Annotated in this window: 22 protein-coding genes; 6 read left to right on the forward strand and 16 right to left on the reverse strand. The window is 62.5% G+C overall.

What is annotated here, in order from left to right:
* Nucleotides 1–3 precede the first annotated feature (3 nt).
* A complete protein-coding gene (locus AB8B02_RS10405; protein WP_439063883.1) occupies nucleotides 4–753 on the reverse strand; it encodes a FadR/GntR family transcriptional regulator in 750 nt (249 codons plus the stop codon).
* Between the two features lie 304 nt (nucleotides 754–1,057).
* Here AB8B02_RS10405 and AB8B02_RS10410 point away from each other — a divergent pair, with 304 nt between their 5' ends.
* Together AB8B02_RS10410 and AB8B02_RS10415 are read left to right on the forward strand one after the other, a co-directional pair.
* Complete coding sequence (locus AB8B02_RS10410) at nucleotides 1,058–1,822, forward strand: SDR family NAD(P)-dependent oxidoreductase (RefSeq protein WP_439063884.1); 765 nt, start codon at nucleotides 1,058–1,060, stop codon at nucleotides 1,820–1,822.
* A 91-nt stretch (nucleotides 1,823–1,913) separates the two neighbouring features.
* Nucleotides 1,914–2,813, forward strand: a complete 900-nt coding sequence (locus AB8B02_RS10415; protein ID WP_439063885.1) for a dihydrodipicolinate synthase family protein — start codon at nucleotides 1,914–1,916, stop codon at nucleotides 2,811–2,813.
* Here the strand turns inward: AB8B02_RS10415 and queC are convergent.
* Complete coding sequence (gene queC, locus AB8B02_RS10420; RefSeq protein WP_439063886.1) at nucleotides 2,810–3,526, reverse strand: 7-cyano-7-deazaguanine synthase QueC; 717 nt, start codon at nucleotides 3,524–3,526, stop codon at nucleotides 2,810–2,812. The two genes, AB8B02_RS10415 and queC, sit on opposite strands and share 4 nt — an antisense overlap.
* A 119-nt stretch (nucleotides 3,527–3,645) precedes the next feature.
* Here queC and mazG point away from each other — a divergent pair, with 119 nt between their 5' ends.
* Nucleotides 3,646–4,461: a nucleoside triphosphate pyrophosphohydrolase gene (mazG, locus tag AB8B02_RS10425; RefSeq protein ID WP_439063887.1), complete on the forward strand. Its 816-nt coding sequence runs from the start codon at nucleotides 3,646–3,648 to the stop codon at nucleotides 4,459–4,461.
* 3 nt (nucleotides 4,462–4,464) lie between these two features.
* Here mazG and hflX read toward each other — a convergent pair whose 3' ends face one another.
* The 8 genes from hflX to dusB form a co-directional block, all read right to left on the reverse strand.
* Nucleotides 4,465–5,847, reverse strand: coding sequence for a GTPase HflX (gene hflX / locus AB8B02_RS10430; RefSeq protein WP_439063888.1), 1,383 nt, complete (start codon nucleotides 5,845–5,847; stop codon nucleotides 4,465–4,467).
* Between the two features lie 23 nt (nucleotides 5,848–5,870).
* The gene (gene hfq / locus AB8B02_RS10435) at nucleotides 5,871–6,116 is read right to left on the reverse strand and encodes an RNA chaperone Hfq (RefSeq protein WP_068731834.1); all 246 of its coding nucleotides are present in this window, start codon (nucleotides 6,114–6,116) and stop codon (nucleotides 5,871–5,873) included.
* A gap of 187 nt (nucleotides 6,117–6,303) precedes the next feature.
* A complete protein-coding gene (locus AB8B02_RS10440) occupies nucleotides 6,304–7,161 on the reverse strand; it encodes a D-amino-acid transaminase (protein WP_439063889.1) in 858 nt (285 codons plus the stop codon).
* Nucleotides 7,162–7,206: 45 nt separating this feature from the next.
* On the reverse strand, nucleotides 7,207–8,577 hold the full coding sequence (gene ntrX / locus AB8B02_RS10445) for a nitrogen assimilation response regulator NtrX (RefSeq protein WP_089264305.1): 1,371 nt from the start codon (nucleotides 8,575–8,577) through the stop codon (nucleotides 7,207–7,209).
* Between the two features lie 32 nt (nucleotides 8,578–8,609).
* The gene (locus AB8B02_RS10450) at nucleotides 8,610–10,895 is read right to left on the reverse strand and encodes a sensor histidine kinase NtrY-like (protein WP_089264304.1); all 2,286 of its coding nucleotides are present in this window, start codon (nucleotides 10,893–10,895) and stop codon (nucleotides 8,610–8,612) included.
* 192 nt (nucleotides 10,896–11,087) lie between these two features.
* Nucleotides 11,088–12,530: a nitrogen regulation protein NR(I) gene (gene ntrC, locus AB8B02_RS10455; RefSeq protein WP_068731842.1), complete on the reverse strand. Its 1,443-nt coding sequence runs from the start codon at nucleotides 12,528–12,530 to the stop codon at nucleotides 11,088–11,090.
* A gap of 14 nt (nucleotides 12,531–12,544) precedes the next feature.
* Complete coding sequence (locus AB8B02_RS10460) at nucleotides 12,545–13,723, reverse strand: two-component system sensor histidine kinase NtrB (RefSeq protein WP_246297897.1); 1,179 nt, start codon at nucleotides 13,721–13,723, stop codon at nucleotides 12,545–12,547.
* The gene (gene dusB, locus AB8B02_RS10465; protein WP_439058399.1) at nucleotides 13,720–14,754 is read right to left on the reverse strand and encodes a tRNA dihydrouridine synthase DusB; all 1,035 of its coding nucleotides are present in this window, start codon (nucleotides 14,752–14,754) and stop codon (nucleotides 13,720–13,722) included. The genes AB8B02_RS10460 and dusB overlap by 4 nt, the downstream gene beginning before the upstream one ends.
* A gap of 232 nt (nucleotides 14,755–14,986) precedes the next feature.
* On the opposite strand from dusB, the gene AB8B02_RS10470 reads away from it, so the two are divergent.
* Nucleotides 14,987–16,183 carry a bifunctional 2-C-methyl-D-erythritol 4-phosphate cytidylyltransferase/2-C-methyl-D-erythritol 2,4-cyclodiphosphate synthase gene (locus AB8B02_RS10470; RefSeq protein WP_439063890.1) on the forward strand — a complete coding sequence of 399 codons (1,197 nt, stop codon included), beginning with the start codon at nucleotides 14,987–14,989 and terminating at the stop codon, nucleotides 16,181–16,183.
* Nucleotide 16,184: 1 nt separating this feature from the next.
* Nucleotides 16,185–16,808, forward strand: coding sequence for a CinA family protein (locus AB8B02_RS10475; RefSeq protein ID WP_093758557.1), 624 nt, complete (start codon nucleotides 16,185–16,187; stop codon nucleotides 16,806–16,808).
* Here AB8B02_RS10475 and AB8B02_RS10480 read toward each other — a convergent pair.
* Both AB8B02_RS10480 and lipA read right to left on the reverse strand, forming a co-directional pair.
* Nucleotides 16,798–17,283: a type II toxin-antitoxin system RatA family toxin gene (locus tag AB8B02_RS10480; protein ID WP_439063891.1), complete on the reverse strand. Its 486-nt coding sequence runs from the start codon at nucleotides 17,281–17,283 to the stop codon at nucleotides 16,798–16,800. The genes AB8B02_RS10475 and AB8B02_RS10480 overlap by 11 nt on opposite strands.
* Nucleotides 17,284–17,293: 10 nt before the next feature.
* Nucleotides 17,294–18,253, reverse strand: coding sequence for a lipoyl synthase (gene lipA, locus AB8B02_RS10485; RefSeq protein WP_439063892.1), 960 nt, complete (start codon nucleotides 18,251–18,253; stop codon nucleotides 17,294–17,296).
* 100 nt (nucleotides 18,254–18,353) lie between these two features.
* Between lipA and AB8B02_RS10490 the strand changes: the two genes are divergently transcribed.
* Nucleotides 18,354–18,959, forward strand: coding sequence for a DNA-3-methyladenine glycosylase (locus AB8B02_RS10490; RefSeq protein WP_439063893.1), 606 nt, complete (start codon nucleotides 18,354–18,356; stop codon nucleotides 18,957–18,959).
* 49 nt (nucleotides 18,960–19,008) lie between these two features.
* On the opposite strand, the gene AB8B02_RS10495 is transcribed toward AB8B02_RS10490, so the two are convergent.
* The 4 genes from AB8B02_RS10495 to AB8B02_RS10510 form a co-directional block, all read right to left on the reverse strand.
* Nucleotides 19,009–21,882, reverse strand: a complete 2,874-nt coding sequence (locus AB8B02_RS10495) for a valine--tRNA ligase (RefSeq protein WP_439063894.1) — start codon at nucleotides 21,880–21,882, stop codon at nucleotides 19,009–19,011.
* Between the two features lie 176 nt (nucleotides 21,883–22,058).
* Nucleotides 22,059–22,802: a PopZ family protein gene (locus AB8B02_RS10500; RefSeq protein ID WP_439063895.1), complete on the reverse strand. Its 744-nt coding sequence runs from the start codon at nucleotides 22,800–22,802 to the stop codon at nucleotides 22,059–22,061.
* 291 nt (nucleotides 22,803–23,093) lie between these two features.
* The gene (locus AB8B02_RS10505) at nucleotides 23,094–24,485 is read right to left on the reverse strand and encodes a TolC family outer membrane protein (protein ID WP_439063896.1); all 1,392 of its coding nucleotides are present in this window, start codon (nucleotides 24,483–24,485) and stop codon (nucleotides 23,094–23,096) included.
* Between the two features lie 232 nt (nucleotides 24,486–24,717).
* Complete coding sequence (locus tag AB8B02_RS10510; RefSeq protein ID WP_439063897.1) at nucleotides 24,718–25,296, reverse strand: protein-L-isoaspartate O-methyltransferase family protein; 579 nt, start codon at nucleotides 25,294–25,296, stop codon at nucleotides 24,718–24,720.
* Between the last annotated feature and the right edge of the window lie 123 nt (nucleotides 25,297–25,419).

Genomic DNA, 25,419 nt, shown 5'->3' on the forward strand with positions numbered 1-25,419 from the left:
CCGTCACCGGAACGAGAGGTCGAGCAGACGGCCTTCGAACAGGCGATCGCGCGAGCTTTCGAGATGGAGACGCATGGTCGTGCGCGCCGCTTCGGCGTCGCGGTCACGGATCGCTTCAAAAATACTGCTGTGTTCCTCGAACACCTGTTCGAGGCCGGGCCGCGGCCCCATCAGCGACAGGCCGTGCAGCTTCATGCCGACAGCGACATGGTCCTTGAGGGCGTTCAGCGATGTTGCGAAATAGTGGTTGTTGGTCGCCTCGGACACGGCGAGATGGAAAGCGTAGTCGGCGTCTTCGCGATGCTTGCGCTTCTTCGTCGCCTCGCGCAGCAGACCGAGCGCTGCTTCCATCTTGCCGAGATTGTCGTCGCTACGTCGGAGCGCCGCAAAATGCGCGGCATCGGCTTCCATGGTGATGCGGAATTCGAAGCAGCGCTGGATGTCCGCGATGGTCTCCACCCGCGCGAAGCCGAGTGGCTGTTGCTGCGCACGCATCTGGACGAAACTGCCCGCGCCCTGTCGCGACGTGATCAGTCCGTCTTCGCGCAACCGGCCGAGCGCTTCGCGCAGTACCGGGCGGGAGACGTCGAACATATCGGAAAGTTCGTGCTCGCCGGGCAGCTTCTGGTCCGGCGCGTAGTCGCCATTGGCGATGCGCTGCGCGAGTTCGCCATAGACCTTGTCGACGAGCGAACCGGCGGCACCGCGCGGACGCGGCGCTTCAGGCAATTCAGAGGGATCAATCGGCTTCATGATCGGTCAAACCGCAGCTCACAGGGATGGCGGCGGAGGTTTCGTGTGACAGTCCGATCGCCCGGGAGCGCCGTCGCATGGAAACACTTCCTCGCCCAAAAATTTCGGCGACCATGAGAGGCGGCGGCAAACTTGTCAACATGTCAATGTTGCGCGGATGGACCGCTATTATCTTATACCATTGAGATACAACAATTAAATTGCATGACTTGATCAAATACCGTGCTGCATCGCACAAATTCTGGTAACTTGTCAGGTTGCTGAAATCGTGGTCGAACGCTCGCTCAATCGGAAAGGACCAGGCGTGACCAACGGACTGAACGGCAAGGCTATCGTGATCATCGGCGCAAGCTCCGGCATCGGCGCTGCCGTGGCGAAGAAATTCGGCGCCCTCAGTGCCAGGCTGATCGTGCACTACAACGGCAATCCGGAAGGCGCCGAGGAAGTGGTCGCCAATATCCGCGCGAGTGGTGGCACAGCCGAGCTGCTCCGCGGCGACGTGTCGGAGCGCGCGGAAGCTGCGCGCGTGATCGACGAAGCCCATGCCAAGCTCGGCCGCATCGACGTGCTGATCAACAATGCCGGCGCCATGTTCGGCCGCACCTCGATCGCCAATGCCACCGACGAACAGTATGACGACGTGGTCGATCTCAATATCGGCTCGGTGTTTTTCGCCTGCCGCAGGGCCGCGAAGATCATGGAGACGCAGCGTTCAGGCTCGATCATCAATACGACCTCGGTCGCAGCCCGCAATGGCGGCAGCGGCGGCGCCGGCCTCTATGGTTCGGCCAAGGGTTTTGTCTCGACCATCACGCGTGTGCTGGCGAAGGAACTCGCTCCGTTCAACGTGCGCGCCAATGCGGTGGCGCCGGGCGTGATCATGACGCCGTTCCACCAGCGCTATTCGACCGCGGAGCAGCTCGAAGGCGCCCGCCAGGGCATTCCGCTGGGCCGGATCGGCACGCCCGAGGATTGCGTCGGCGCCTATCAGTTCCTCGCCGACGAGACCATGAGCAGCTACATCACCGGTCAGGTCATCGAGGTGAATGGCGGCCAGATCATGCCGTAACGTATTTACCTCTCCCTGCTTGCGGGGAGAGGTAAAAAATAAGCGCTTCGTTAGAAGAACTCCTGCAACACGCACCCGAAAGAGCCCAACGATGACAGCTCCCTTCCCGACCGGCGTCTACTGCGCCGCGACCACCCCCTTCAACGCCGACCTGTCGGTGGATCAGGGCCTGTTCACCTCCCACTGCCAGCGTCTGCTCGATGACGGCTGCACCGGCATCGCCATGCTCGGCACGACAGGCGAAGCCAATTCGCTGTCATCACGCGAGCGCATGGCGCTGCTGGAAGCCGTGGTGAAATCCGGGATCGCGCCGTCGAAGCTGCTGCCGGGCACCGGTGTTGCGTCGATCATGGAAACGGTTGAACTCACAAAGCACGCTGTCGCCAGTGGCGTCGGGGCCGTCGTGATGCTGCCACCGTTCTACTACAAGGGCGTGTCCGATGATGGCATCGTCGATGCCTATACGGCTGTGATCGAGCGCGTCGCCGATCCGCGCCTGCGCGTCGTGCTCTATCACATCCCGCAGATGTCGGCGGTGCCGATCTCGCTCGACGTCATCGATCGGTTGCGCAAGCGCTTCCCGGAAATCGTGGTCGGCATCAAGGATTCCGCGGGCGAGTTCGCCAATATGAGCGCCATCGTCGATCGCTTCGCGGGTTTCTCGGTGCTGGTCGGCGCCGATCCCCTGATGCTGAAGCTGCTGCCGATGGGCGGCGCCGGCTGCATCACGGCGACCTCCAACCTCGTGAGCCGCGAGCTCGCTACGGTGTTCAATGGTTACAAGGATCCGGCCAAGGCGGCCGAGGTTGCGACTGCGCAGGAGCGTATCGTCGCGGCGCGCAATGCGGTGTCCAGCTATGCGCAGCTTCCCTCGTTGAAGGTGCTGCTGGCGAAGCGCGACAACAATGACAATTGGCTGCGGGTGCGTCCGCCGCTGACGGGCCTCAGCGCTACTGAAGCGGCCAAGGTCCGCGAGTCGCTGTCCGTCTAGACAGCCGTGGCTGCGAACGCGCGCCAGCCTTTGGCGCGTAGTTCGCAGGCCGGGCACTTGCCGCAGCCATAGCCCCAGTCGTGTAACGCGCCGCGCTCACCGAGATAGCAGGTGTGCGAGTGTTCGCGGATCAGGTCGACGAGGCCCTGCCCGCCGACCTCATGCGCCAGCGCCCAGGTCGCCGCCTTGTCGCGCCACATCAGCGGCGTGTGCAGCGTGAAATTCTTGGCCATGCCGAGATTGAGCGCCTGCTGCAGCGCCTTGATGGTGTCGTCGCGACAATCGGGATAGCCGGAGTAATCCGTCTCGCACATGCCGCCGATGATGTGGGTGATGCCGCGTCGATAGGCCAGCGCTGCCGCGAATGTCAGGAACACCAGATTGCGGCCGGGCACAAACGTATTGGGCAGGCCGTCGGCCCCCATCTCGATGGCGACGTCACGCGTCAGCGCGGTGTCGGAGATGGCTGATAGCGTCGGGATGTCCAGCGTGTGGCTGTCACCGAGTTTCGTGGCCCAATCAGCATTCAAGGCCTTCACGCCCGCCAGCAGCTTGTCGCGGCTGTCGAGTTCGATGGCGTGGCGCTGGCCGTAAGCGAAGCCGAGCATCTCGACGCGCTTGAAGCGCGCCAGCGCCCAGGCCAGACAGGTTGCGGAATCCTGGCCGCCGGAGAACAGCACCAGCGCGGTTTGATCTGGGAAAGTGTCGCTCATCGGCTGCAGATAGCACTCTGCAGCCCTGTGTGAAAGACAGGCAAAACCGGGCATTTCCGCTGGGCCACGCCGCCGTCCTGCGGCATAGCAAAGGCTCCTGCTGTGAACCGTGGTGCCTCATGACCCCTTCCCGCGATATCGCCGGCCTGATCGAGATCATGGCCCAGTTGCGCACGCCCGTGACGGGGTGCCCATGGGATCTGGAGCAGGATTTCGCGAGTATCGCGCCCTATACGATCGAGGAGGCCTATGAGGTCGCCGATGCCATCGTTAGGCACGATCTCCACGACCTCTGCGACGAACTCGGCGATCTCCTGCTGCAGGTGGTGTTCCACGCCCGGATGGCCGAAGAGCAGAACGCCTTCGCTTTCGGCGACGTCGTGGAGGCGATCACCCGCAAGATGATCCGCCGGCATCCGCATGTGTTTCCCGGCAAGGATGGCAAGATTGCACCGACTGATGTGAAGGGGACGTGGGGGCGTATCAAGGCCGAGGAAAAGGCTGAACGCGCCGCCCGGCGCGGCGTTGAGGCCACGCCGCCCTCCTCGTTCCTTGCCAGCGTCAAGGCCGGGCAACCCGCGTTGAGCCAGGCCATGGAGCTGCAAACAAAAGCCTCCAGCGTCGGCTTCGACTGGAATGATCCGCGTGCCGTGCTGGCGAAAATCCGCGAGGAAGCCGACGAGATCGAAGCCGCACTCGATCGCGGCGACCAGAGCGAAGTGGCGGCCGAGACCGGCGATCTGATGTTCGCGCTGGTCAATCTCGCGCGGCATGTGAAGGCAGATCCGGAGCTCGCATTACGCGGCACCAACGTGAAGTTCGAGCGACGTTTTGGCTATATCGAACAGGCACTGGCGGCGAAGGGACGGACCCTGCAGGAGGCGTCGCTCGAGGAGATGGATGCGCTGTGGAATGAGGCGAAGGGCGCGGAGTAGCCGTCAGTATTCCACGGGATGCAACACCGCGCCATACTTACTCATCACCACATCGCGCTTGGTCTCGTCGACGCGGACCACCATGTCGAAATGTCCGTCGTGCAGTTCCTTCACGAGAATCTCGGCATTGCGGTGCAGCCAGCTCACGCCGGCGCCATCGGCGGCATCGATTTGCAGATCCAGCGTGACGCGTGCAGCGGCAAGCCGTTCCTCGATGGCGTTGAGCAGCGCATCGATGCCCTCGCCTGTCTCCGCCGAGACCATGAAGCACGGCTTCCCGGGCGGACGGCGGGCAGCGATATTGGCGAGGTTCTTACGCTCGTCCGGCGAGAAACGATCGATCTTGTTCCAGACTTCCAGGATGCGCGCTGACGCATCGGTGTCGATGCCGAGCTGGCGCAAAACCTTGTCGACGTCGCTCTGCTGAGCGTCCGCGTCTTCATGCGAGATGTCGCGGACATGCAGGATGATGTCGGCTTCAAGCACTTCTTCCAGCGTCGCGCGGAAGGCCGCAACGAGCTGGGTCGGCAGGTTGGAGATGAAGCCCACCGTGTCCGACAGCATCGCCTTGCCGCCATGCGGCAGCGTCAGCGCACGCAATGTCGGATCGAGGGTCGCAAACAGCATGTCCTCGGCCTGCACGTCGGCGCGAGTCAGACGGTTGAACAGCGTCGACTTGCCGGCATTGGTGTAGCCGACGAGAGCGACGACGCGATATGGCACGCGCTGGCGACCGGCGCGATGCAGGCGCCGCGTCGCCTGGACCTTCTTCAGATCGGCTTCGAGCCGCGCGATGCGGTCGCCGATCATGCGGCGATCCGCCTCGATCTGGGTTTCGCCGGGGCCGCCCATGAAGCCGAAACCGCCGCGCTGGCGTTCCAGATGGGTCCATGAACGGACGAGACGGCTGCGCTGATAATTGAGATGCGCGAGCTCGACCTGCAGCGTGCCTTCTTTGGTCTTGGCACGGCGGCCGAAGATTTCAAGGATGAGACCGGTACGGTCGAGCACCTTGGCCTTCAGTTCCTTTTCGAGATTGCGCTGCTGGATCGGCGACAGCGCGCAATCCATCACCACGATGCCGATCTCGTTCGCCGCGATCAGGCCGGCGATCTCCTCGACCTTGCCCTTGCCGAGATAGGTGGCCGGGCGGATCTGGCTCAGCGGCGCGGCGACGGCCTCGACCACGGTGAGGTCGATGGCGCGTGCGAGACCGACCGCCTCTTCGAGCCGGGCTTCCGTATCGCGGACATGAGAATAGGCTTGCGCGTCGGCGTCGCCCCGCCGTTCGCGCAGGTAAGGACCGACCACGAGAACGCGGCCGGTCGATTCGCTGCTGGCCGAGGGTCGGTCGGCAGCATTGCCTTCGAAGCTACGAAATTCCAATCAAGCGTCTCTCAGGAGTTCGCTCAAGCCGGATCCTCGCCACCCTCAAAAAGCTGAATCGGTGCGCCCGGCATGATGGTCGAGATCGCATGCTTATACACCAGCTGCGAGTGTCCGTCGCGCCGGAGCAGAAGACAGAAATTATCGAACCAGGTGACAATGCCCTGCAATTTGACGCCGTTCACCAGAAAGATCGTGAGCGGAGTCTTGGTCTTGCGTACGTGGTTGAGGAAGGTGTCCTGTAGATTTTGTGCGCGGTCTGCCGCCATTTTTTTTAATCCCGCAGTCTGTTTTGTTGCTTTTTTTGAACCCGGCGCAGCCCTCTCCGGGGCCTTACCAAGCTGCCGCACTTTCCCCTGAGATCCCCCTCCGGGAGCGCGACGACGTGATTAGACGGCAGGCGCGCTTTTTAGGCAAGCCGGAACGCGGAATTGGTGCCTAAAAGCCCGGCAAATTTTATGAAATCGCTGCGAATTTATGGAATTCCTGCCTCAGGCGCGTCGCGATACCACCAGGCTTGCCGTCACCGATCGGTTTGCCGTCGATATTGATGACCGGCATCACGATCTGACTCGCCGACGAGACGAAGGCTTCTGCGGCGTCATAAGCCTCTGCCGGTGTGAAGTTCCGCTCTTCCAGCTTGAGCTGCATCGATGCCAGGACCTCGATCAGCACGGCGCGGGTGATGCCTGCGAGAATGCCTGACGCGGCCGTGCGCGTCACCACCTTGCCGTCCTTGGTGACGATCCAGGCGTTGCACGACGCGCCCTCCGTGACGAAACCGTCGGCGTCGACATACCAGGCTTCATAGGCGCCCTTGTCGCGGGCTTCCTGTCGCGCCAGCACATTGGGCAGCAGGCCAACGGTCTTGATGTCGACGCGCGGCCAGCGATTCTCCGCCGTGGTGATGACCTTCACGCCCTTGGCAGCAGTCGCCTGGTTCTTGGCGAAGTTGAGCGATTTCGCCGTCACGACCACACTTGGCTTCACGTCCGGCGACGGAAATCCGTGATCGCGATGGGCGACGCCGCGGCTGATCTGCAGATAGACGATGCCGTAATTGATGCGATTGCGGCGAATGACTTCCTGCATCACCACCTTGAGCGATGTCAGCGCCATGGCCTCGGCGATGCGCAATTCCCGCAACGAGCGCTGCATGCGCGCAATATGGCGAGGAAAATCGACCATCTTGCCGCCGATGATCTCGCAGACCTCGTAAATGCCATCAGCGAACTGATAGCCGCGGTCCTCGACGTTCACGGCGGCATCGCGCAGGTTGACGTATTGACCATTCACATAGGCGATGCGCGACATGTTCGTTCCGAGGCTTGAGTTGAAGCTTGAGGTGAGGTGAGTGATTTAGCCGACGCCGAGCGCCTTGAGCTTGCGGTGCAAAGCGGAGCGCTCCATGCCGACGAATTCAGCGGTGCGCGAGATATTACCCGAAAAACGGCTGATCTGCGCAATCAGATAATCGCGTTCGAACACTTCGCGGGCTTCGCGCAGCGGCAGGCCCATGATGTGTTCGCCATTGTTGCTGGTCGGCATCGACGGCACCATCGAGCCCACGTCCTGCGGCAGCATGTCGGCGGTGATGATTACTTCCGGCCCGCCGCCGGCCAGGATCATGACGCGTTCGACGTTGTTGCGAAGCTGGCGGATATTGCCCGGCCAGACATGGGATTGCAGGACAGCCATGGCGTCCTCGCCGATCTGCCGCTTCGGCAGGCCCGTCGCGATGGAGATCTGCTCCATGAAATATTCGATGAGCTCCGGAATATCCTCGCGATGCTCAGACAGCGGCGGCACGCGGATCGGCACCACCGAGAGGCGATGATAAAGATCCTCACGGAAACGACCTTCGGCGATTTCCTCTTCGAGATTGCGCGCGGTCGACGAAATGATGCGGACGTCGACATTGACCTTGGTGGTTCCCCCTGCCCGCATGAAAGTCTGATCGACCAGCACGCGCAGGATCTTGTTCTGGGTCTCGCGCGGCAGATCGCCGATCTCGTCGATGAATAGCGTGCCACCATGAGCCTCCTCTAGGGCTCCTGCCTTACGCGCCTGTTCGCCATTGGACTGTTCGATGCCGAACAGTTCGACTTCCATGCGCTCCGGCGTAATCGCCGCAGCGTTGATGACGACGAACGGCCCCGTGGAGCGGGCAGAGGCCGTGTGCAGCGTGCGCGCGGCGAGCTCCTTGCCGGCGCCCGACGGGCCGACGATCAGAATGCGGCTATTGGCCTTCGCGGCGCGATCGATGGTCTGGCGCAGCTGGTTCATGGCGGCCGAGCGCCCCGTCAGCGAATTGGCGACCGGTGCGAGTTGCTTCAGTTCCTTGACTTCGCGTTTCAGGCGCGAGGTTTCCAGCGCGCGCGTCGCGACAAGGATCAGCCGGTCAGCCTTGAATGGCTTCTCGATGAAGTCATAGGCGCCGCGCTTGATTGCCGCGACAGCGGTTTCGATATTGCCGTGGCCTGAGATCATCACCACAGGCAATTCGGGATTGTCGCGTTTGACCTGCTCGAGCAGTTGCAGGCCGTCGAGCTTGCTGCCCTGCAGCCAGATGTCGAGAAACACCATGTTGGGGCGGCGATTGGCGATTTCCGCGAGCGCGGAATCGCTGTCTCGTGCGGTGCGGGTGGTGAAGCCCTCATCGTCCAGAATGCCCGCAACAAGATCGCGAATATCGGCTTCGTCGTCGACGATCAGAATGTCATTTGCCATGGGTCAAAATATCCTGGTCACGTTTATTCTTGTCAGTTGCCGGTAGCAGTTTTGATCTTCGGTTCGTCATCAGGCGGGGCTTCCGGTTCACTCTTGTCCGCGTCAGCCTTCTGACCAGAGATAGAAAACCGCAGCCGCATCCAGGCACCGCGCTGTCCTGGACGAACACTCGATGCGTCGCCAAGTTCGATGCCTCCACCATGATCCTCGAGCACCTTGCCGACGATCGCGAGGCCGAGGCCAGTGCCCTTCTCGCGAGTCGTGACATAGGGTTCGAGCAAACGCGACCTGTTGACGGTCGGCAGACCGATGCCGTTGTCGATCACGTCGATCAAGATCATGTCGTTCTCGCGCGACGCTGTGACATCAATACGACCTTTGCCGAGTTCTTCTGGCGGCACGGCCTCGATCGCCTCTGTCGCATTCTTGATGATATTGGTGAGCGCCTGCGAGATCAGTCGGCGGTCGAACCGCGCGCGCATCGGCTCTTCCTTGATCTCGGCGGAGATGTCGAGGTCGGGGTGACCGACCCGCATCAGGAATACGGCCTGACGCACAGTGTCGGCGACATCCTCACCCTCGATCACGGGCTTGGGCATGCGCGCAAAGCGCGAAAATTCGTCGACCATGCGCCGGATATCGTCGACCTGCCGGACGATGGTGTCGGTGCATTGTTCGAAGATCGCCTTGTCGTCGACGATCACCTTGCCGAACTTGCGCTTGATGCGCTCGGCGGAGAGCTGGATCGGTGTCAGCGGATTTTTGATCTCATGCGCGATGCGGCGCGCCACGTCGGCCCAGGCCGAGGTGCGCTGTGCCGAGACGAGTTCGGTGATGTCGTCGAGGGTGATGATGTAGCTGTCGCGCGACTGGCTGGTCTGTTCGGCGCTGACGCGCACCGACAGATTGCGCTCCTGCCCGTCGCGGGTGATCGTCACCTGCCCCTGCACCAGCCGCTGCGATCCCTCGCGGGCGGTCTGCATCAATTCGTCGAGCTCGGGAATGATCTCGTGCAGCGGATGGCCCAGCGTCTCGGACTCCGAATGTCCGACCAGTTTCTCGGCCGAGCGGTTGAGAATGCCGATCATGTTCGAGCCATCGACGCCGATGATGCCGGCGCTGGCCGATGACAACACGGCCTCGATGAAACGGCGGCGGCTGTCGATGACGTCGCTGGCGCTGACCAGTTCGTCACGCTGGGTGCGCAGCTCCTGCGTCATCTTGTTGAAGGTCTCGCCTAGGTGGGCGAGATCGCCCTCGGACTGGATCACCGGCACCTGAACATGAAGATCACCGGTCGAGACCATGTTCGCTGCGCCCATCAGGCGGCGGATCGGCGCCACCAGCCAGTTGGCGAAATTCAGTCCGATCAGCACGGCGGACATCAGCACCGTCAGTGCGATCACGGTGAACATCAGCGCGAAGGCGACCTGAATGCCGAGCCTGCGCGATTCCAGTTCGGCATATTCGGCTGCGCCAGCCTGGCTCTGGTTCATCTGCGCGACCACGCGCGGATCGAGCTTGCGGGCGACATAGAGGAACATATTGTCGAACGCTCGCAACCGGATCACGGCGGCGACGTAATTTCCCTCGGGGATTACAGCGATGGCCGGCTCGGACGCGCTGACATTGACGAGGAAGTCTGCCGGCGGCGGTGAGAATTCCTGTTTGATGCCGGGCTGGTCGGGTTCGATGACGTTGCGATCCTTGTCGATCAACATGGCGCCCGGCAGATTGCGCGCGGTTGCATTTGCCAGCATCAACGAACGGAACGTACCGCGGTCCTGATAGAAAAGCGGTTGGATGCGCGCGAGATCGTCGGCCATACCGAGGATATCGCCGCCAATCAACTGGCCGTGCTCGTGCAGATAGGCGCTGGCAATCACGAGCGAATTGTTGATGACCGCCTTGGTCGGGCCGGAGAACAGCCGGTCGAGGCCGCGGTCGAGGGTCACATTGGCAACGATCGAGACCAGCACCGCCGGCAGCACGGCGATCACCGAGAACAGGCTGACGATCTGGACATGCAGCCGGGCCGCCGCCCTGCCCCTGCGGCGCGCCTGGACAACCTTCCAGATCTCCCGCGCAATGATCAGGACCAGCAGCAAGACGCTGGCGGCATTGATCAGCAGGAAGGTAACGACGACCTGATGGGTCGGCGCGATGGGCGTGAGGCCGTTCAGGACGAGGAAGGTCAGGCATGACGACAGGAGTGCCAGGCCGACAGCCAATGGCACGAACAGCCGCCGCAGGGTCCACCTGCGCGGCTCCGCCATCGACGGTTCATAGGCTGTAGCCGACGTGTCTGCGCTGGTCATTCCGACAATGTGGTGAGCGTGGACGCCGTGCGGCTGCCGGAAACAGCCCGGACCGCACTGATGCAATCATACAACAATGTTGCCCAATTACGACAAATCCACGGCGCAGACCAGCCAACGAAAACGCATACTCTGCGTTTTCGTGTGTTTTTGCGTCTCAAACCCTGGAATTGCTCGATCCCGCTGCCGGGATCAGCCGCCGGTTCGATAGACTTGGATATCGAGATCGCGAATCTTCTTCCGCAGGGTGTTGCGATTGAGGCCGAGCAGATCCGCAGCGCGGATCTGGTTGCCTCGGGTCGCGGCCAGTGCTGCGGTCAGTAGCGGCACCTCGATCTCGCGGAGAATGCGGTGATAGAGACCCGGCGGCGGCACGCCGTTCGGGAAGCCGGAGAAGTGCGAGGACAGATAGACCTCGACGGCCCCGCCCAGATTGTCCACGCCGGTCGGCGCACTACCACCCGAGGCCACAGCGGGCGGCGCCAGTTCGCCGTCGATCACCGAGCCGGTAATGACATCCTGCGGATAGAGTGCTGCCAGACGGCGCGCGAGGTTTTCCAGTTCGCGAACGTTGCCCGGCCAGCGATGCTGCTTCATGCGCTCGAGCGCCAAGGCGTCGAGCTTCTTCGGCGGCAGGCCGTCCTTCTCCGCGAGTGCAAAGAAGTGGCGGATCAGATCGGGCAGATCCTCGATGCGCTCGCGCAGCGGCGGCAGGCGCAGCGGCACGACGTTGAGGCGGAAGAACAGATCCTCGCGGAACAGGCCCTGCTGGATCAGGATACGCAGATCCTTGTTGGAGGCGGCGACGATCCGCACGTCGGTCTTGATCGGCGTGCGGCCGCCAACGGTCGTGTATTCGCCCTGCTGCAACACGCGCAGCAAACGGGTCTGGGCTTCCATCGGCATGTCGCCGATTTCGTCCAGGAACAGCGTGCCCCCTTCAGCCTGCTCGAAACGGCCGGTGGCGCGGGCATTGGCGCCGGTGAACGCACCGCGCTCGTGGCCGAACAATTCGGACTCGATGAGATCGCGCGGGATCGCCGCCATGTTGACCGCAACGAACGGGCCATTGCGGCGCTTGCCGTAGTCGTGCAGCGCGCGGGCCACCAGTTCCTTGCCGGTGCCGGACTCGCCGGAGATCATCACCGTCAGATCGGTCTGCATCAGGCGGGCGAGGACGCGGTAGATTTCCTGCATCGCCGGCGAACGGCCGACCAGCGGGATCGAGTCGAACTCGCCGTCATCGGCGTGGCTTGCGACACGCTCCTTCGGCTCGGACAGTGCGCGACCGACGATGGCGATCAATTCCTTCAGATCGAACGGCTTCGGCAGATATTCATAGGCACCGCGCTCGGAGGCGCGGATCGCGGTCATGAAGGTGTTCTGCGCGCTCATCACGATAACCGGCAGATTGGGCCGCATCTTCTTGATACGCGGCAGCAGATCGAACGCGTTCTCGTCAGGCATCACCACGTCGGTGATCACAAGGTCGCCCTCGCCCTGGCTGACCCAGCGCCACAACGTGGCTGCGTTCCCGGTCAGGCGAACCTCATATCCGGCGCGCGACAGCGCTTGATTGAGGACGGTGCGGATCGCCGTATCATCGTCCGCAACCAGAATGCTACCTGCAGCCATCGTTAGTCCTCGTCTTACGTCTGTGAGGTGTGCGTCGTTGCCGCGGGGGCATCGGCGCTGCTCGGATCAAGGGTCTTGTCGTCCAATTTCTTAGCGGGGTTGAACATCGGCAACAGCACGCGAAAAGTCGTCTTTCGTGGCTGAGATTCACATTCGATGATCCCACCGTGATCGCCGACAATCTTCGCAACCAATGCAAGACCCAGGCCGCTTCCGGTGGGCTTGGTGGTGACGAAGGGATCGAACAGGTTGGGCAGAAGATCTTCGGGAACGCCAGGGCCGTTGTCCTTGACGCAAAACTCCAGCGGCAGCGAGACGCGCGATTTCTTGCCCGGCACCGACAGCCGCACGCCCGGCCGGAACGCGGTGGTGAGCTGGATCTCACCGTCGGAACCGAGATCGACGATGGCTTCGGCAGCGTTCTTCACCAGATTCAGGAACACCTGGATGAGCTGGTCCTGATTGGCCAGCACCGGCGGCAGCGACGGGTCGTAATCCTCGATGAAGCGGATGTTGCGGGCGAAGCCGGACTGCGCGAGGCGCTTCACGTGATCGAGGACGGAGTGAATGTTGACCGGGCCACGCGCCACCGGGCGGTCGTCGCCGAACACTTCCATGCGATCGACCAGCGTCACGATGCGATCGGCTTCGTCCATGATCAGGCGTGTCAGCATGCGGTCTTCCGACGATGCCGACTGCTCAAGTAGCTGAGCGGCTCCGCGAATGCCCGACAGCGGATTCTTGATCTCATGCGCCAGCATGGCCGCCAGCGCGATCACCGAACGCGCAGCGCTGCGATGGGTGAGCTGTCGATCCATCTTGTCGGCGATGGTGCGCTCCTGCAGCATCACCACAATATGGCCCGGACGCTCGGTGAGCGGCGCGACATGCAGATCGACCTGACGGTCGCCGCCGATGCGCGGTGTGCCCAGATCCACCTTGTATTCGTTCACCGGCGAACCGGCGGCGCGAACCTGATCGATCAGCGCCAGCAGCGGACTGCCGAATGGCACCAGTTCTTTCAGAGACTGCCTGCGCAGGAATTGCGTAGAAATCTCGAAAAAGGATTCCGCAGCCATATTGGCGTCGACGATCTTGCCGTCGGGTGCGATCAGGATCACCGGATTCGGTAGTGCGTTGAGAATGGCCTCACTGTCGGTCGGGACAGGACGACGGTGCTCTGCGGCGTTCATGCGGCAGCACTCCATGCGAAATCATCAAAAGCGTCATTCAGAGACCGCTGCACACCGGAGGGATCTTCGGATGTAAGGATCTTCTGTCGCCAGGTCTTCAGGGTCTCGGTCGGCGCGCAGCTCGTAGCTGCGGCCGCATCGAGTGCCCAGCCGAGATGTTTGCGCGCGTGGCGCAGGCCGATGCGCATGCCGTAGTGACGGACCACGTCGTCGTAGAGGGCGCAGATATAAGCGAGTTGCTGCTGCAGCGACGGCGCGGCTTCCGCGATGCCGGTTTCAAGACGTCGGCCGATTTGGCCGGGCAACCAGGGCATTCCCTGAGCTCCGCGACCCATCATGACGGCATCGGCACCGGACATCTTCAGCGCACTCACGGCCTTGTCGTAGGACGTAATGTCACCATTGACGATGACGGGAATGCTGACGGCGTCCTTCACCGGGCGCACGGCGCTCCAGTCGGCTTCGCCCTTGTAGAACTGGCAACGGGTGCGACCATGCACGGTGATAAGCTGCACACCCGCCTGCTCTGCGCGCTGCGCCAGCTCAGGCGCGTTCAGCATGCGATCGTCCCAGCCCAGACGCATCTTCAGGGTCACGGGTACTTTCACGGCAGCGATGGTCGCCTCGATCAGCTTCAATGCGTGGTCGAGGTCGCGCATCAGCGCGGAGCCCGACTGGCCGCCGGTCACATGCCGCGCCGGGCAGCCCATATTGATATCGATGATGTCGGCGCCGGCGGCTTCGGCCACACGGGCCCCCTCGGCCATCCAGTGGGTCTCACAGCCGGCCAGCTGGACCACATGGGGCCCGATCCCGGTCGCTTCGCAGCGCAATACCGACATGGGACGACCATTGACGAGATCGTCGCTGGCGGTCATTTCTGACACGACGAGGCCGGCCCCGAGTTCGGCGGTGAGCCGCCGGAATGGCGCATCGGTGATACCCGACATCGGCGCCAGAACGACCCGGTTGGCGATCTCGATGCCACCGATTCGTAACGGCTTGCTGTATACTGAGTCCGGGGTGGTCACAGACCTGCTCGTCGTTGTCTCGTCCGCTGCATTGCGGGCATAGGGCGCATAATGCGCACATTTGTTGTGCAGTCAACCGTCATGCCTACACATTAGACAGATGCGCTCATTTTGCAAGTGCAGTGCAGCAATGCACTCTTATGCAGCCACGAGAATGTAATCATACTGTTTTTGCCCGCGGCCGTGCTAAGGGCTGTGCGATCACCGCTTACCCCTTAATCACCTGACCCTGATGACAAAATCACCTAATCCTGCCGGTTTGAAGACAGCCGTCATTATCGTTGCCGCCGGCCGCGGCCTCCGCGCCGGCGCTGGTGGACCGAAGCAATATCGCATGATCGGAGGCCGCAGCGTTATTTCGCGGGCTATGGAGCCGTTTTGCAACCATCCCCAGGTCTTTGCGGTCCAGCCGATCACCAATCCTGACGATATCGCTGTGTTCAACGAGGCGGTCAGCGATTTAAGGTATCATGTTCCTGCCAATGGCGGTGCGACGCGTCAGGCGTCGGTGCATGCCGGACTCGAAGCACTGGCAGATCACGCGCCGGACATCGTGCTGATTCACGATGCAGCCCGCCCGTTCGTAACCCCTGCTTTGATCGAGCGCGCGATTGCCGCGGCGCAGATCACTGGCGCTGCCGTGCCCGGTGTCGCCGTTACCGATACGATCAAACAGGTCAACGAGGCCGGACACGTGGAAGCGACGCCGGACCGTGCACGCTTGCGCAGCGCGCAAACGCCACAGGCATTTCGTTTTGATGTCATCCTTGAAGCGCATCGTCGTGCTGCAAAGGAAGGCCGCGATGATTTCACCGACGATGCCGCGCTCGCCGAATGGGCGGGATTGACCGTGGCAACCTTTGAAGGCGATCTTGCAAATATGAAGCTCACGACTCCCGAAGATTTCATTCGCGAAGAAGCGCGTCTCGCCGCCTCGCTCGGCGATATCCGCATGGGCACGGGCTATGACGTGCACGCCTTCGGCGACGGCGATCACCTGATGATCTGCGGCGTCCGTGTGCCGCATACGCGCGGCTTCCTTGCTCACTCAGATGGCGACGTCGGCTTGCATGCGCTGGTCGATGCGATCCTGGGCGCGCTGGCTGACGGCGATATCGGTTCGCACTTCCCGCCGACCGATCCGCAATGGAAGGGCGCGGCGTCCGACAAGTTCTTGAAATACGCCGTGGACCGCGTCATCGCACGTGGCGGCCGTATCGCCAATCTCGAAGTAACGCTGATCTGCGAACGGCCCAAGATTGGCCCGCTACGCGATGCGATGCGCGCGAAGATCAGCGAGATCTCCGGTGTGGCATTGTCACGCGTCGCGGTGAAGGCGACCACCAGCGAACGTCTCGGCTTCACCGGCCGTGAAGAAGGTATCGCCGCGACTGCGGCTGCTACCATTCGCCTTCCCTGGATGGACTGACATGGCAGCGAGCGACGCACGAGCCCTCTCCCGCGCGCTGCTCGATCTCTGCCGCAGCCGCAAGCTGACGATCGCGACCGCCGAGTCCTGCACCGGCGGCCTCGTCGCTGGCGCACTGACCGAAATTCCCGGCTCGTCCGACGTGATCGATCGCGGCTTCGTCACCTATTCCAATGCCGCCAAACACGCGATGCTCGGCGTCAAGACGGCGACGCTCGACAGCTTTGGTGCAGTCAGCAAAGAGACGGCGATCCAGATGGCCGTCGGCGCTTTGGAAGAAGCCGACGTTGACCTCGCAGTGTCGATCACCGGGATCGCTGGCCCCGGAGGCGCAACGCCGGGCAAGCCGGTCGGCCTCGTGCATTTTGCCGTTGCGTCGCGTGACGGTCGCATCGTCAACAAGGAATGCCGTTTTGGCGCCATTGGCCGTAGCGCGGTGCGTCAGCGTTCCGTGCTTGAAGCTCTGCGGATGCTGATGGAATTGGCACGTGGCCCGCAGCCGCCAGCCAAGAAGCGCGAAGCAGCGAGTCTGGCGCGCCCGCGCGTGGCGCGTTCGCCGCGACGGACCGCCGTCAAACGACGCAGGCCGACCGCGCCACTAAAAAAGCCGACGACTAAGAAGTAGACGGAACGCTCGAGACGCGCGGGCTGCGATAAACTTCGTCCGCGCGCTTCTCGAAGGCTACGGCAAAGCGCTGGAATGCCGCGTCGAACATCGTTCCCATCAGCATCGCCAGCATGCGGCTCTTGAACTCATAGGCAATGAAGAAGCCCACGTCGCATTCCTGACCTTCAGCCTTCGGCTCAAAGGTCCAGCGGTTTTCGAGATTGCTGAACGGACCACGCAGATATTCGACCATGATCTTCAGGTTCGGCCGATCCAGCGTCACGCGGCTGGTGAAGGATTCCTGGACCAGCTTGAACGACACGGTCATGTCGGCAACGATGACCTCGGTGCCATTCTCATGCGGCGTGCGCTGGCGAATCTTCAGCGACTTGCACAACGGCACGAATTCCGGATAGCGCTCGACATCGGCGACCAGATCGAACATCTGGGAGGCGCTGTGACGCACGCGGCGCTTGTTGGCAAATCTCGGCATCGTCGCGTTCTCAGCGCGCGAGAGCGGCGCGCGCAGCCTGCAGCTTGGCAAAATCCTCGCCGGCATGATGCGACGAGCGCGTCAGCGGGCTCGCCGACACCATCAGGAAGCCCTTGGTGTAGGCGACTTTCTCATAGCCGCTGAATTCATCGGGGGTGACATAGCGCGACACCACGTGATGCTTGCGCGTCGGCTGCAGATACTGGCCGATGGTCAGGAAGTCGATATCAGCCGAGCGCATGTCGTCCATCACCTGCAACACTTCAGAGCGCTCCTCGCCGAGGCCGACCATGATGCCGGACTTGGTGAAGATGGTCGGGTCGAGTTCCTTGACCTTCTGCAGCAGGCGCAGCGAATGGAAATAACGCGCGCCCGGTCGCACCGTCAGATAGCGCGACGGCACGGTTTCGAGATTGTGATTGAACACGTCGGGCTTCGCCGCGACAACGACTTCGAGGGCGCCCGGCTTGCGCAGGAAGTCAGGCGTCAGGATTTCGATCGTGGTCGTGGGACATGCCGCGCGGATCGCACGAATCGTCTGCGCAAAATGTTCGGCGCCGCCATCGGCGAGATCGTCGCGGTCCACCGAGGTGATCACCACATGATGCAGGCCGAGCTTGCGGACGGCTTCGGCGACATGCTCGGGCTCCATGCCGTCGAGCGCGTTGGGCATGCCCGTCTTGACGTTGCAGAACGCACAGGCGCGGGTGCAGGTGTCACCCATGATCATGAAGGTGGCGTGCTTCTTCTGCCAGCACTCGCCAATATTCGGGCAGCCGGCTTCCTCGCACACGGTAACGAGGCCGTTTTCCTTGACGATCTTGCGGGTGTCGCCATAGCCACGGCTGGTCGGCGCACGGACCCGGATCCAGTCCGGCTTCGGCGGCGAGAACGAATCCGGCCGATTCACTTTTTCAGGGTGACGCGGGCGGAGCTGCGTGGTGGAAACGGTATCGAGGACGACGACCATGAACTGTCCGTTCTGAGTGAAGCCTTAGGTAATCCGCCGGGCGCGCTCCCGCAACCCGCCCTCGCCTTGCCTGGCCCTGCATCATAACATAGCGGGCAGAATGGCTCCAAAACCTCACCAAACCCCTCAAAAGCTCGGCAAGGCACTCAAACGCAGCTTTTTCGCGCGGAGCGTGCACGATGTGGCCCCCGAACTGATCGGTGCGACGCTCTTGGTGGACGGCATCGGTGGCGAGATCGTCGAGGTCGAGGCCTATCATCACACCGAGCCCGCGGCCCATTCCTTCAACGGGCAGACGCCGCGCAACCAGATCATGTTCGGGCCGCCCGGCTTTGTCTATGTCTACCGCTCCTACGGCATCCACTGGTGCGTGAACTTCGTCTGCGAGGCCGAGGATTCGGCCAGCGCGGTGCTGATCCGCGCACTGCAACCGACCTTCGGGATTGGCGAGATGCAGCTGCGACGCGGGCTGCAGGATGAGCGCATGCTGTGCTCCGGACCCGGCAAGGTCTGCCAGGCGCTGGGCATCAGTATCGCGCATAATGGGCTGGCTTTGGATAAGCCGCCGATCGCGATTCATGCCCGCACCGAAGTACCGGACATCGTCGCTGGCATCCGCATCGGCATTACCAAGGCAGTCGAGCTGCCGTGGCGCTATGGGGTGCGCGGCTCGCGTTATCTCAGCAAACCGTTTCCGAAGGTGTGAGCGGTAGGCTGGGTAGAGCGTCTTCGCGAAACCCATCCTACGATCAAACTCATACCGCGTTCTTGAGCCGCTCCAGCGCTTCCAGCGTCTTGGCCTTGCGGGCCTCGGCTGCCTCGCGCTTCTCGCGCTCTTCCTCGACGATCTCTTCCGCGGCGTTGGCGACGAATTTCTCGTTGGAGAGCTTGGCGTCGGCGCGCTTGATGTCGGCTTCGGCTTTCACGAGTTCCTTGTCGAGCCGCGTCTTCTCGGCGCCGAGATCGATCACACCCTTCAGCGGTAGCGCTGCGACTTCGCCGCGGATCAGGAGCTGCACGGCGCCCTGCGGGGCAACATCGGCAAAGGATATGTCGCCGAGACGCGCGAGGCGCTTGACGACATCGCTCCAGCGCTGGGCACGAGCCTGAGTTTCGGCAGATGCGCCGGCCAGCACCAGTGGCGTCAATGTCGCCGGCACGATGTTCATTTCGGCACGCACCGAACGAACCTCCGTCACCAGATCGATGACCCAGCCGATTTCGGCTTCGGCGGCGTCATCCTTGAAGTCGGCGACTGGTTCGGGATCGCCCATCAGGATCGGTGCGACGATCGGATCGCTCGCGGCAGTCGCGATGATCAGCGCTTCCTGCTCGCGCGTCAGGCCGCTCGCCTTGCGCGACCACGGCGCCAGCGCCAGCAGACCGTCGCGCGGCGCCGTCACGGCCCAGAGTTCTTCCGTGATGAACGGCATGAACGGATGCAGCAGCTTCAGGATCTCATCGCGGGCCCAAGCGACCATCGCGCGGGTTTCGGTCTTGGCCGGACCGTCCTCGCCCATCATGAAGGGCTTGGCGAGTTCGAGATACCAGTCGCAATACACGTTCCAGACGAAGCGATAGGCCGCGCCCGCCGCATCGTTGAAACGATAGGCTTCGATGGCTTCGGTGACTTCGCGCGTCGCCTTGACGGTCTCATGCGCGATCCAGCGGTTGAGCACTTCCTTGGCTTTGGTCGGATCGAAGCCGGCCGGCAGCACACACTCGTTCATTTCGGCGAAGCGGCAGGCATTCCAGAGCTTGGTCGCGAAATTGCGATAGCCCTCGACGCGCTGGGTGGCGAGCTTGATGTCGCGGCCCTGCGCGGCCATCGCAGCCAGCGTGAAGCGCAGCGCGTCGGCGCCGTACTGGTCGATCAGGTTCAGGGGATCGATGACGTTGCCCTTCGACTTCGACATCTTGGCGCCCTTCTCGTCGCGGACGAGGGCGTGGATGTAGACGGTCGGGAACGGCACGTCCTTCTTGAAGTGCATGCCCATCATCATCATCCGGGCGACCCAGAAGAAGATGATGTCGAAGCCGGTGACCAGCACATTGGTGGGATAGTAGCGATCCACATCGACCGAGCTCTGCGGCCAGCCCAGCGTCGAGAACGGCCACAGCGCCGACGAGAACCAGGTATCGAGCACGTCTTCATCGCGCGTGATGAAGCCCTCGCGCTTCGCTGGATCGAGCGCCATCTCGTGGCCCTGCTCTTCCGTGATCACTTCCTGCTCGACATAATAGCCGAGCGCGTTGCCGACCGCTTCTTCCTCGGTTTCGGCGACGAATACCTTGCCATCCGGGCCGTACCAGGCCGGGATCTGATGGCCCCACCAGAGCTGGCGCGAGATGCACCATGGTTGGATGTTCTCCATCCATTCGTAATAGGTCTTTTCCCAGTTCTTCGGCACGAACTCTGTCGCGCCGGTGCGCACAGCGGCGATCGCCGGCTGCGCCATGGTCTTGGCGTCCACGTACCACTGGTCGGTCAGATAGGGCTCGATGACGACGCCGGAGCGGTCGCCATGCGGCACCATATGCGTGTTGGGTTCGATCTTCTCGAGGAAGCCGAAATCTTCCAGCCGCTGCACGATGGTCTTGCGCGCCTTGAAGCGCTCCATGCCGTGCAATTCTTCGACGAGCTCCGACGCCGCTTCCGGCAGGCCGCGGAGATAGTCCTCGTTGTCGGCGAGTGCGAGCTTGCCTTCGATATCGAGGATGCTGATGCGTGCAAGGCCGTGGCGGTTGCCGACTTCGAAGTCGTTGAAGTCGTGTGCCGGCGTGATCTTCACCGCGCCGGAGCCCTTCTCCGGGTCGGAATATTCGTCGGCGACGATCGGAATGAGGCGGCCGACCAGCGGCAGAACCACGTTCTTGCCGATCAGATGGGTGTAGCGTTCGTCATCCGGATTCACGGCGACGCCGCTGTCGCCGAGCATCGTCTCGGGACGCGTGGTGGCAACGGTGATGAACGAGGTCGGATCTTCCGGATCGAAATTCTTGCCTTCGAGCGGATAGCGCAGATGCCAGAGGTTACCCTTGACCTCGACCTGCTGCACTTCGAGATCCGAAATCGCAGTCAGCAGCTTTGGATCCCAGTTCACAAGGCGCTTGTCCTTGTAGATCAGGCCCTCGCGGTGCAACTGCACGAACACCTTGATGACCGCCTCGGACAGGCCCTCGTCCATGGTGAAGCGCTCGCGCGACCAGTCGCAGGAGGCGCCGAGGCGCTTCAACTGATTGACGATCACACCGCCGCTCTCGGCCTTCCACTTCCAGACGCGTTCAAGAAATGCCTCGCGGCCCATGTCGCGGCGACCGGGCTCCTGGCGCTCCATCAACTGGCGCTCGACCACCATCTGGGTCGCGATGCCCGCATGGTCGGTGCCGGGCTGCCACAGCACGTCGCGGCCGCGCATACGCTCGAAACGACAGAGCACGTCCTGCAACGTGTTGTTGAGGGCGTGGCCCATATGCAGCGAACCGGTGACGTTCGGCGGCGGGATCACGATCGTATAGGGCTCGGCATCCACCCGGTCCGCGCGGCCGGCCTTGAACGCGCCTTCGGCTTCCCAGGCAGCGGCGATGCGGGTCTCGATATCGGCAGGCTGATAGGTCTTTTCGATCATGACAATTCAATCAAATCAGGGGTTTTCGGCCACGGTTTTAGGGCCTGGGGCGAACGCAGGAAGCCGATGGCGCTAGAAACCCGCCAGCGCGGCTCAAGTCAACATATCGGGCTGTTTAACCACCCCGGAGGGCCAAACGAAGGCCCTGAAAGGCCGTCGTTGCCTGTCTCGCGGGCTTAGCGGCCGCCGCCGCGCGAGACGCGCTCGATCTCAGCCTTGACGATGCGCTCGACGAGGCCCGGCAGGTTGTCGTCCAGCCAGGACTTCAGCATCGGACGCAGCATCTCCTTGACGAGATCCTCAAGGGTCCGCGCGTTGTTGCTCAGGACCGTATTGGCCAGCGCATTGAAGGCCGACTCCACGGACGACACGGTGCTGTGTGACAGGATCTGCTGCTGCGGTGCGACCGGGGGCGGATCATAGGACGGCGGGTCGAAGCGCGGTGCGGGTCGTTGGCTGCTGGCAGCGACAGCTTCGGCGAATTCGAGGTCGTCATCCGGCTCGACATGCTGGAATGCGGGTTCCGGCTCGGGGTCGGCGACCACCATCTCGTCGGTCAGTTCGAACACATCACCGTCGGGCTGCGCCGGGCGCACCTCTTCCTCGGTGGTCGCGGCTTCCAAGCTGGCCAACATCGCGTCGATGTCGTCCTGGCTGTTGGAGGCAGCAGGCTCCGGCGGCGGTGGCGCGGGCTTCGGGGCTGGAGGCGGTGCTTTGGCGGCAGCAGCCTGCGCGGCAGGAATCGCCGACGGCGGGATGTCTGTCATCGCAGCAGGCTTGGGTGCAGGAGCTGGCTTGGGCGGCGGCGGAGGAGCAACTTCGGCGACGGCCGGCTTCGCTTCGTCGTCGGCGATGATACGTCGGATCGACGCCAGAATCTCCTCCATCGAGGGCTCCTGGACCTTTGCAGGTTGCGTCATGTCCGACTCCGCATCATCAACGCTCTCGTCAATATTTTACACCAGACGAGGCTGAATTTGCGGGTTGTCGTTTTGACGACCGTTCGATTCAGCGCGCAAGCCTGACTTGTCCCCAAGATCAAGCGAGGCCTGACCACCAGCTGTCGCGCGGGAAATGCCCAAGGAATTAGGAGAGGCATTCCGAATCGCTAAGCCAGCAATGCAAACGGTACGTCATCGGACAAATTGATTGCAAGCAAAGGGCCGCACAAGCGGCCCTTTCGACACGATATCAGGTGATATCCGAGCGCGTTAGCGTCCGTCGGGCGTACGCACGCCGACCCAGCTATCGCGCACCTGATGATAGTGCACGCTGGGGTCATACACATTGGTGTTCAGCTTCATCACCATCGGTGACAGACGGCCAACTGCGTTGAGCACCGAGTATGATGCCACCACACGATCATGCTGCGCCGTGACAAGCGCGACGCGCGCGTTCACCAGCGCCTGCTGGGCATTCAACACGTCGAGCGTGGTGCGCTGGCCGGCCTTGGCTTCTTCGCGAACGCCGTTCAGCGCAATTTCGGAAGCCTGCACCTGTGCCTGTGCGGACGAGACCTGCGCCCTACCCGCCAGCAACTGACCCCAGGCCTGCACGACGCTCGCGCGCGCCTGATCGCGCGTCTGGTCGAGAGCGAGGCGTTGCTGCGCGAGCGTTTCCTTGGACTGACGGATCAGCGAATATTCGCCGCCGCCCTGGTAAACCGGGACCGACACCTGGGCGATGCCTGACGCCGTCAGACCGCGCGGCTGCGAGATCGACTGTTCCCAACCCTGCTGGATGTTGGCCGTCAGCGTCACTGTTGGAAACAGTGCGCCTTCGTTGACCTTGGTGTTCAGGAAACTGATGTCGACCCCGAACATTGCTGCGGTCACGCTCGGATTTTCAGTGAGGCCGAGCTCGATAGCGGCAGGTAGCGTGGCGGGCAGAAAGCGGTCGACTGGCGAACCTGCCTGCAAAGCCACCGGCTCGTTGCCGATAATGCGGCGGAAATTCGAGCGCGTGGTCGTCAGCGTCGATTCGGCGCTCAGCAACTGCGTACGGCCGGCGGCGAGCTGCGCCTCGGACTGCGCCACGTCGGTGCGCGTGACTTCGCCGACATTGAACCGGTCGCGGGTCTGCTTCAGCGTCTGCTCGAGCACACGCACGTTGCTGCGCTGAACCTCGACGGTGGCCGCGTCGCGCAGGTAATCCATGTAGATAGTCGCGGCGGAAAGCAACACTGACTGTTCCAGCACGCGCAGGCCTTCGCGTGCGGACGATACCTGGCTTTCGGCAGCTCGGGTACGGTTTGCAGTCTGCTGGCCGTTGTACACATTCTGAGTGATGGTCGCGCCAACGGCGCGGGGAACCTGCACGCCGTGAATTGCGGTCGCAGTACCTGCAATGCTGTTGACCGCGTCCGTGTACTGATAGCCGCCGCTCGCGGTGATAGCGACCCTCGGCCGGTAACCCGACAAAGCCTGCGGCACGTTCTCGTCAGTGACGCGCACCGAAGCGCGCTGGGCATTCAATTGAGGATTGTTCTGATAAGCGCGAACCAACGCCGCTTCGATCGTATCAGCCAGAACGGGTGACGTTCCGGCAAATGCCAGCAAAAGGGCCGCAGCTGCAGCACCGGTGAGAGCTTTTACGCCGCCCATTCTTGGTAATCCATCCATGCCGTTCACTGATCCGGGCGCACACTTATGGCGACCGAACAGATGATGTCCGTTAGCGAGTCTCCACTCACCATATTCCTCGCATTGGCGAGACGGAACCTCTCGTGGAAACTTGACAGTGAAAACTTGGCGAATGGGACATCCAAGCCACACTTGTAATTACCGCTGGCGATATTAGCGGTGCCCCGATGCCCGATAAGGCGGACAGTCGGCCCTAGAAAACGAATGACGGGAGCTTTTCCATGCCCGGCAGAACCGGCGCGGTAGCATCGAACAGGGGGCGGGAGCCAAAATCCTCGTGGGAATGGGTCACGATCACGGCGCGGGCGGGCTTGGTCAGGGCGAATACGCCCACTAGCTGACCATTGGGGGCCAGCTGCTTGTAAAGCCCGGTCGGGACGACTTCCGTCGCGCCGGCCAGAACGATCAGATCATAGGGGCCGTTCGCGGCATCGCCATCGGCCGGCATGCCGGCCGCGCTGGTGACCTGCCCGGCAAACTGGACGATCACGGCGGCCGCATAGCCCGTGGGGCAACCGACCACCAGAACCTTGTCGGTTGCCTTTACGTCGGAGGCCTGCAGCATCCGCGCCAGCACCACCGGCTTGATCAGAAAGCGATTCGGGGCGACTTCGAGGTCGAGGTCGAGATAGGCCATGGCGCGCTGGCTGGCAGGAACGAACTCCTCGCGCGGCACCGCGAGCATGGCATCGATGATGCGCAAATCGGTGACGTCGCTGGGACGCACCTGACCATCAACCATCTTCTGGCGTGCGGTCGAAAAGTCGGACATGAGCAATCCCTTGCAAACGGCTGGAAGTTCCTTTTGCAGGAATTACGGCAGCGCACAGCGGGATGCAAGGTTCGTAAAAACACACCAGCCAACGCGCTATCGAGGCGGTCCCGAGCGCGGTTT

The sequence above is a fragment of the Tardiphaga sp. 862_B3_N4_1 genome, from assembly GCF_051811085.1.
GTDB classification, from domain to species: domain Bacteria; phylum Pseudomonadota; class Alphaproteobacteria; order Rhizobiales; family Xanthobacteraceae; genus Tardiphaga; species Tardiphaga robiniae.

Excerpts from the sequence above, each read along its gene's own strand:
- AB8B02_RS10495 (WP_439063894.1), bottom strand. The coding sequence starts at position 21,882 with ATGATCGAAAAGACCTATCAGCCTGCCGATATCGAGACCCGCATCGCC.
- AB8B02_RS10480 (WP_439063891.1), bottom strand. The coding sequence starts at position 17,283 with ATGCCGAGATTTGCCAACAAGCGCCGCGTGCGTCACAGCGCCTCCCAG.
- queC (WP_439063886.1), bottom strand. The coding sequence starts at position 3,526 with ATGAGCGACACTTTCCCAGATCAAACCGCGCTGGTGCTGTTCTCCGGC.
- AB8B02_RS10510 (WP_439063897.1), bottom strand. The coding sequence starts at position 25,296 with ATGTCCGACTTTTCGACCGCACGCCAGAAGATGGTTGATGGTCAGGTG.
- mazG (WP_439063887.1), top strand. The coding sequence starts at position 3,646 with ATGACCCCTTCCCGCGATATCGCCGGCCTGATCGAGATCATGGCCCAG.
- AB8B02_RS10505 (WP_439063896.1), bottom strand. The coding sequence starts at position 24,485 with ATGGGCGGCGTAAAAGCTCTCACCGGTGCTGCAGCTGCGGCCCTTTTG.
- AB8B02_RS10415 (WP_439063885.1), top strand. The coding sequence starts at position 1,914 with ATGACAGCTCCCTTCCCGACCGGCGTCTACTGCGCCGCGACCACCCCC.
- AB8B02_RS10405 (WP_439063883.1), bottom strand. The coding sequence starts at position 753 with ATGAAGCCGATTGATCCCTCTGAATTGCCTGAAGCGCCGCGTCCGCGC.
- hfq (WP_068731834.1), bottom strand. The coding sequence starts at position 6,116 with ATGGCGGCAGACCGCGCACAAAATCTACAGGACACCTTCCTCAACCAC.
- ntrX (WP_089264305.1), bottom strand. The coding sequence starts at position 8,577 with ATGGCAAATGACATTCTGATCGTCGACGACGAAGCCGATATTCGCGAT.
- AB8B02_RS10490 (WP_439063893.1), top strand. The coding sequence starts at position 18,354 with ATGGCTCCAAAACCTCACCAAACCCCTCAAAAGCTCGGCAAGGCACTC.
- AB8B02_RS10475 (WP_093758557.1), top strand. The coding sequence starts at position 16,185 with ATGGCAGCGAGCGACGCACGAGCCCTCTCCCGCGCGCTGCTCGATCTC.
- AB8B02_RS10450 (WP_089264304.1), bottom strand. The coding sequence starts at position 10,895 with ATGACCAGCGCAGACACGTCGGCTACAGCCTATGAACCGTCGATGGCG.
- lipA (WP_439063892.1), bottom strand. The coding sequence starts at position 18,253 with ATGGTCGTCGTCCTCGATACCGTTTCCACCACGCAGCTCCGCCCGCGT.
- AB8B02_RS10500 (WP_439063895.1), bottom strand. The coding sequence starts at position 22,802 with ATGACGCAACCTGCAAAGGTCCAGGAGCCCTCGATGGAGGAGATTCTG.
- ntrC (WP_068731842.1), bottom strand. The coding sequence starts at position 12,530 with ATGGCTGCAGGTAGCATTCTGGTTGCGGACGATGATACGGCGATCCGC.
- AB8B02_RS10460 (WP_246297897.1), bottom strand. The coding sequence starts at position 13,723 with ATGAACGCCGCAGAGCACCGTCGTCCTGTCCCGACCGACAGTGAGGCC.
- AB8B02_RS10440 (WP_439063889.1), bottom strand. The coding sequence starts at position 7,161 with ATGTCGCGCATCGCCTATGTGAATGGTCAATACGTCAACCTGCGCGAT.
- AB8B02_RS10470 (WP_439063890.1), top strand. The coding sequence starts at position 14,987 with ATGACAAAATCACCTAATCCTGCCGGTTTGAAGACAGCCGTCATTATC.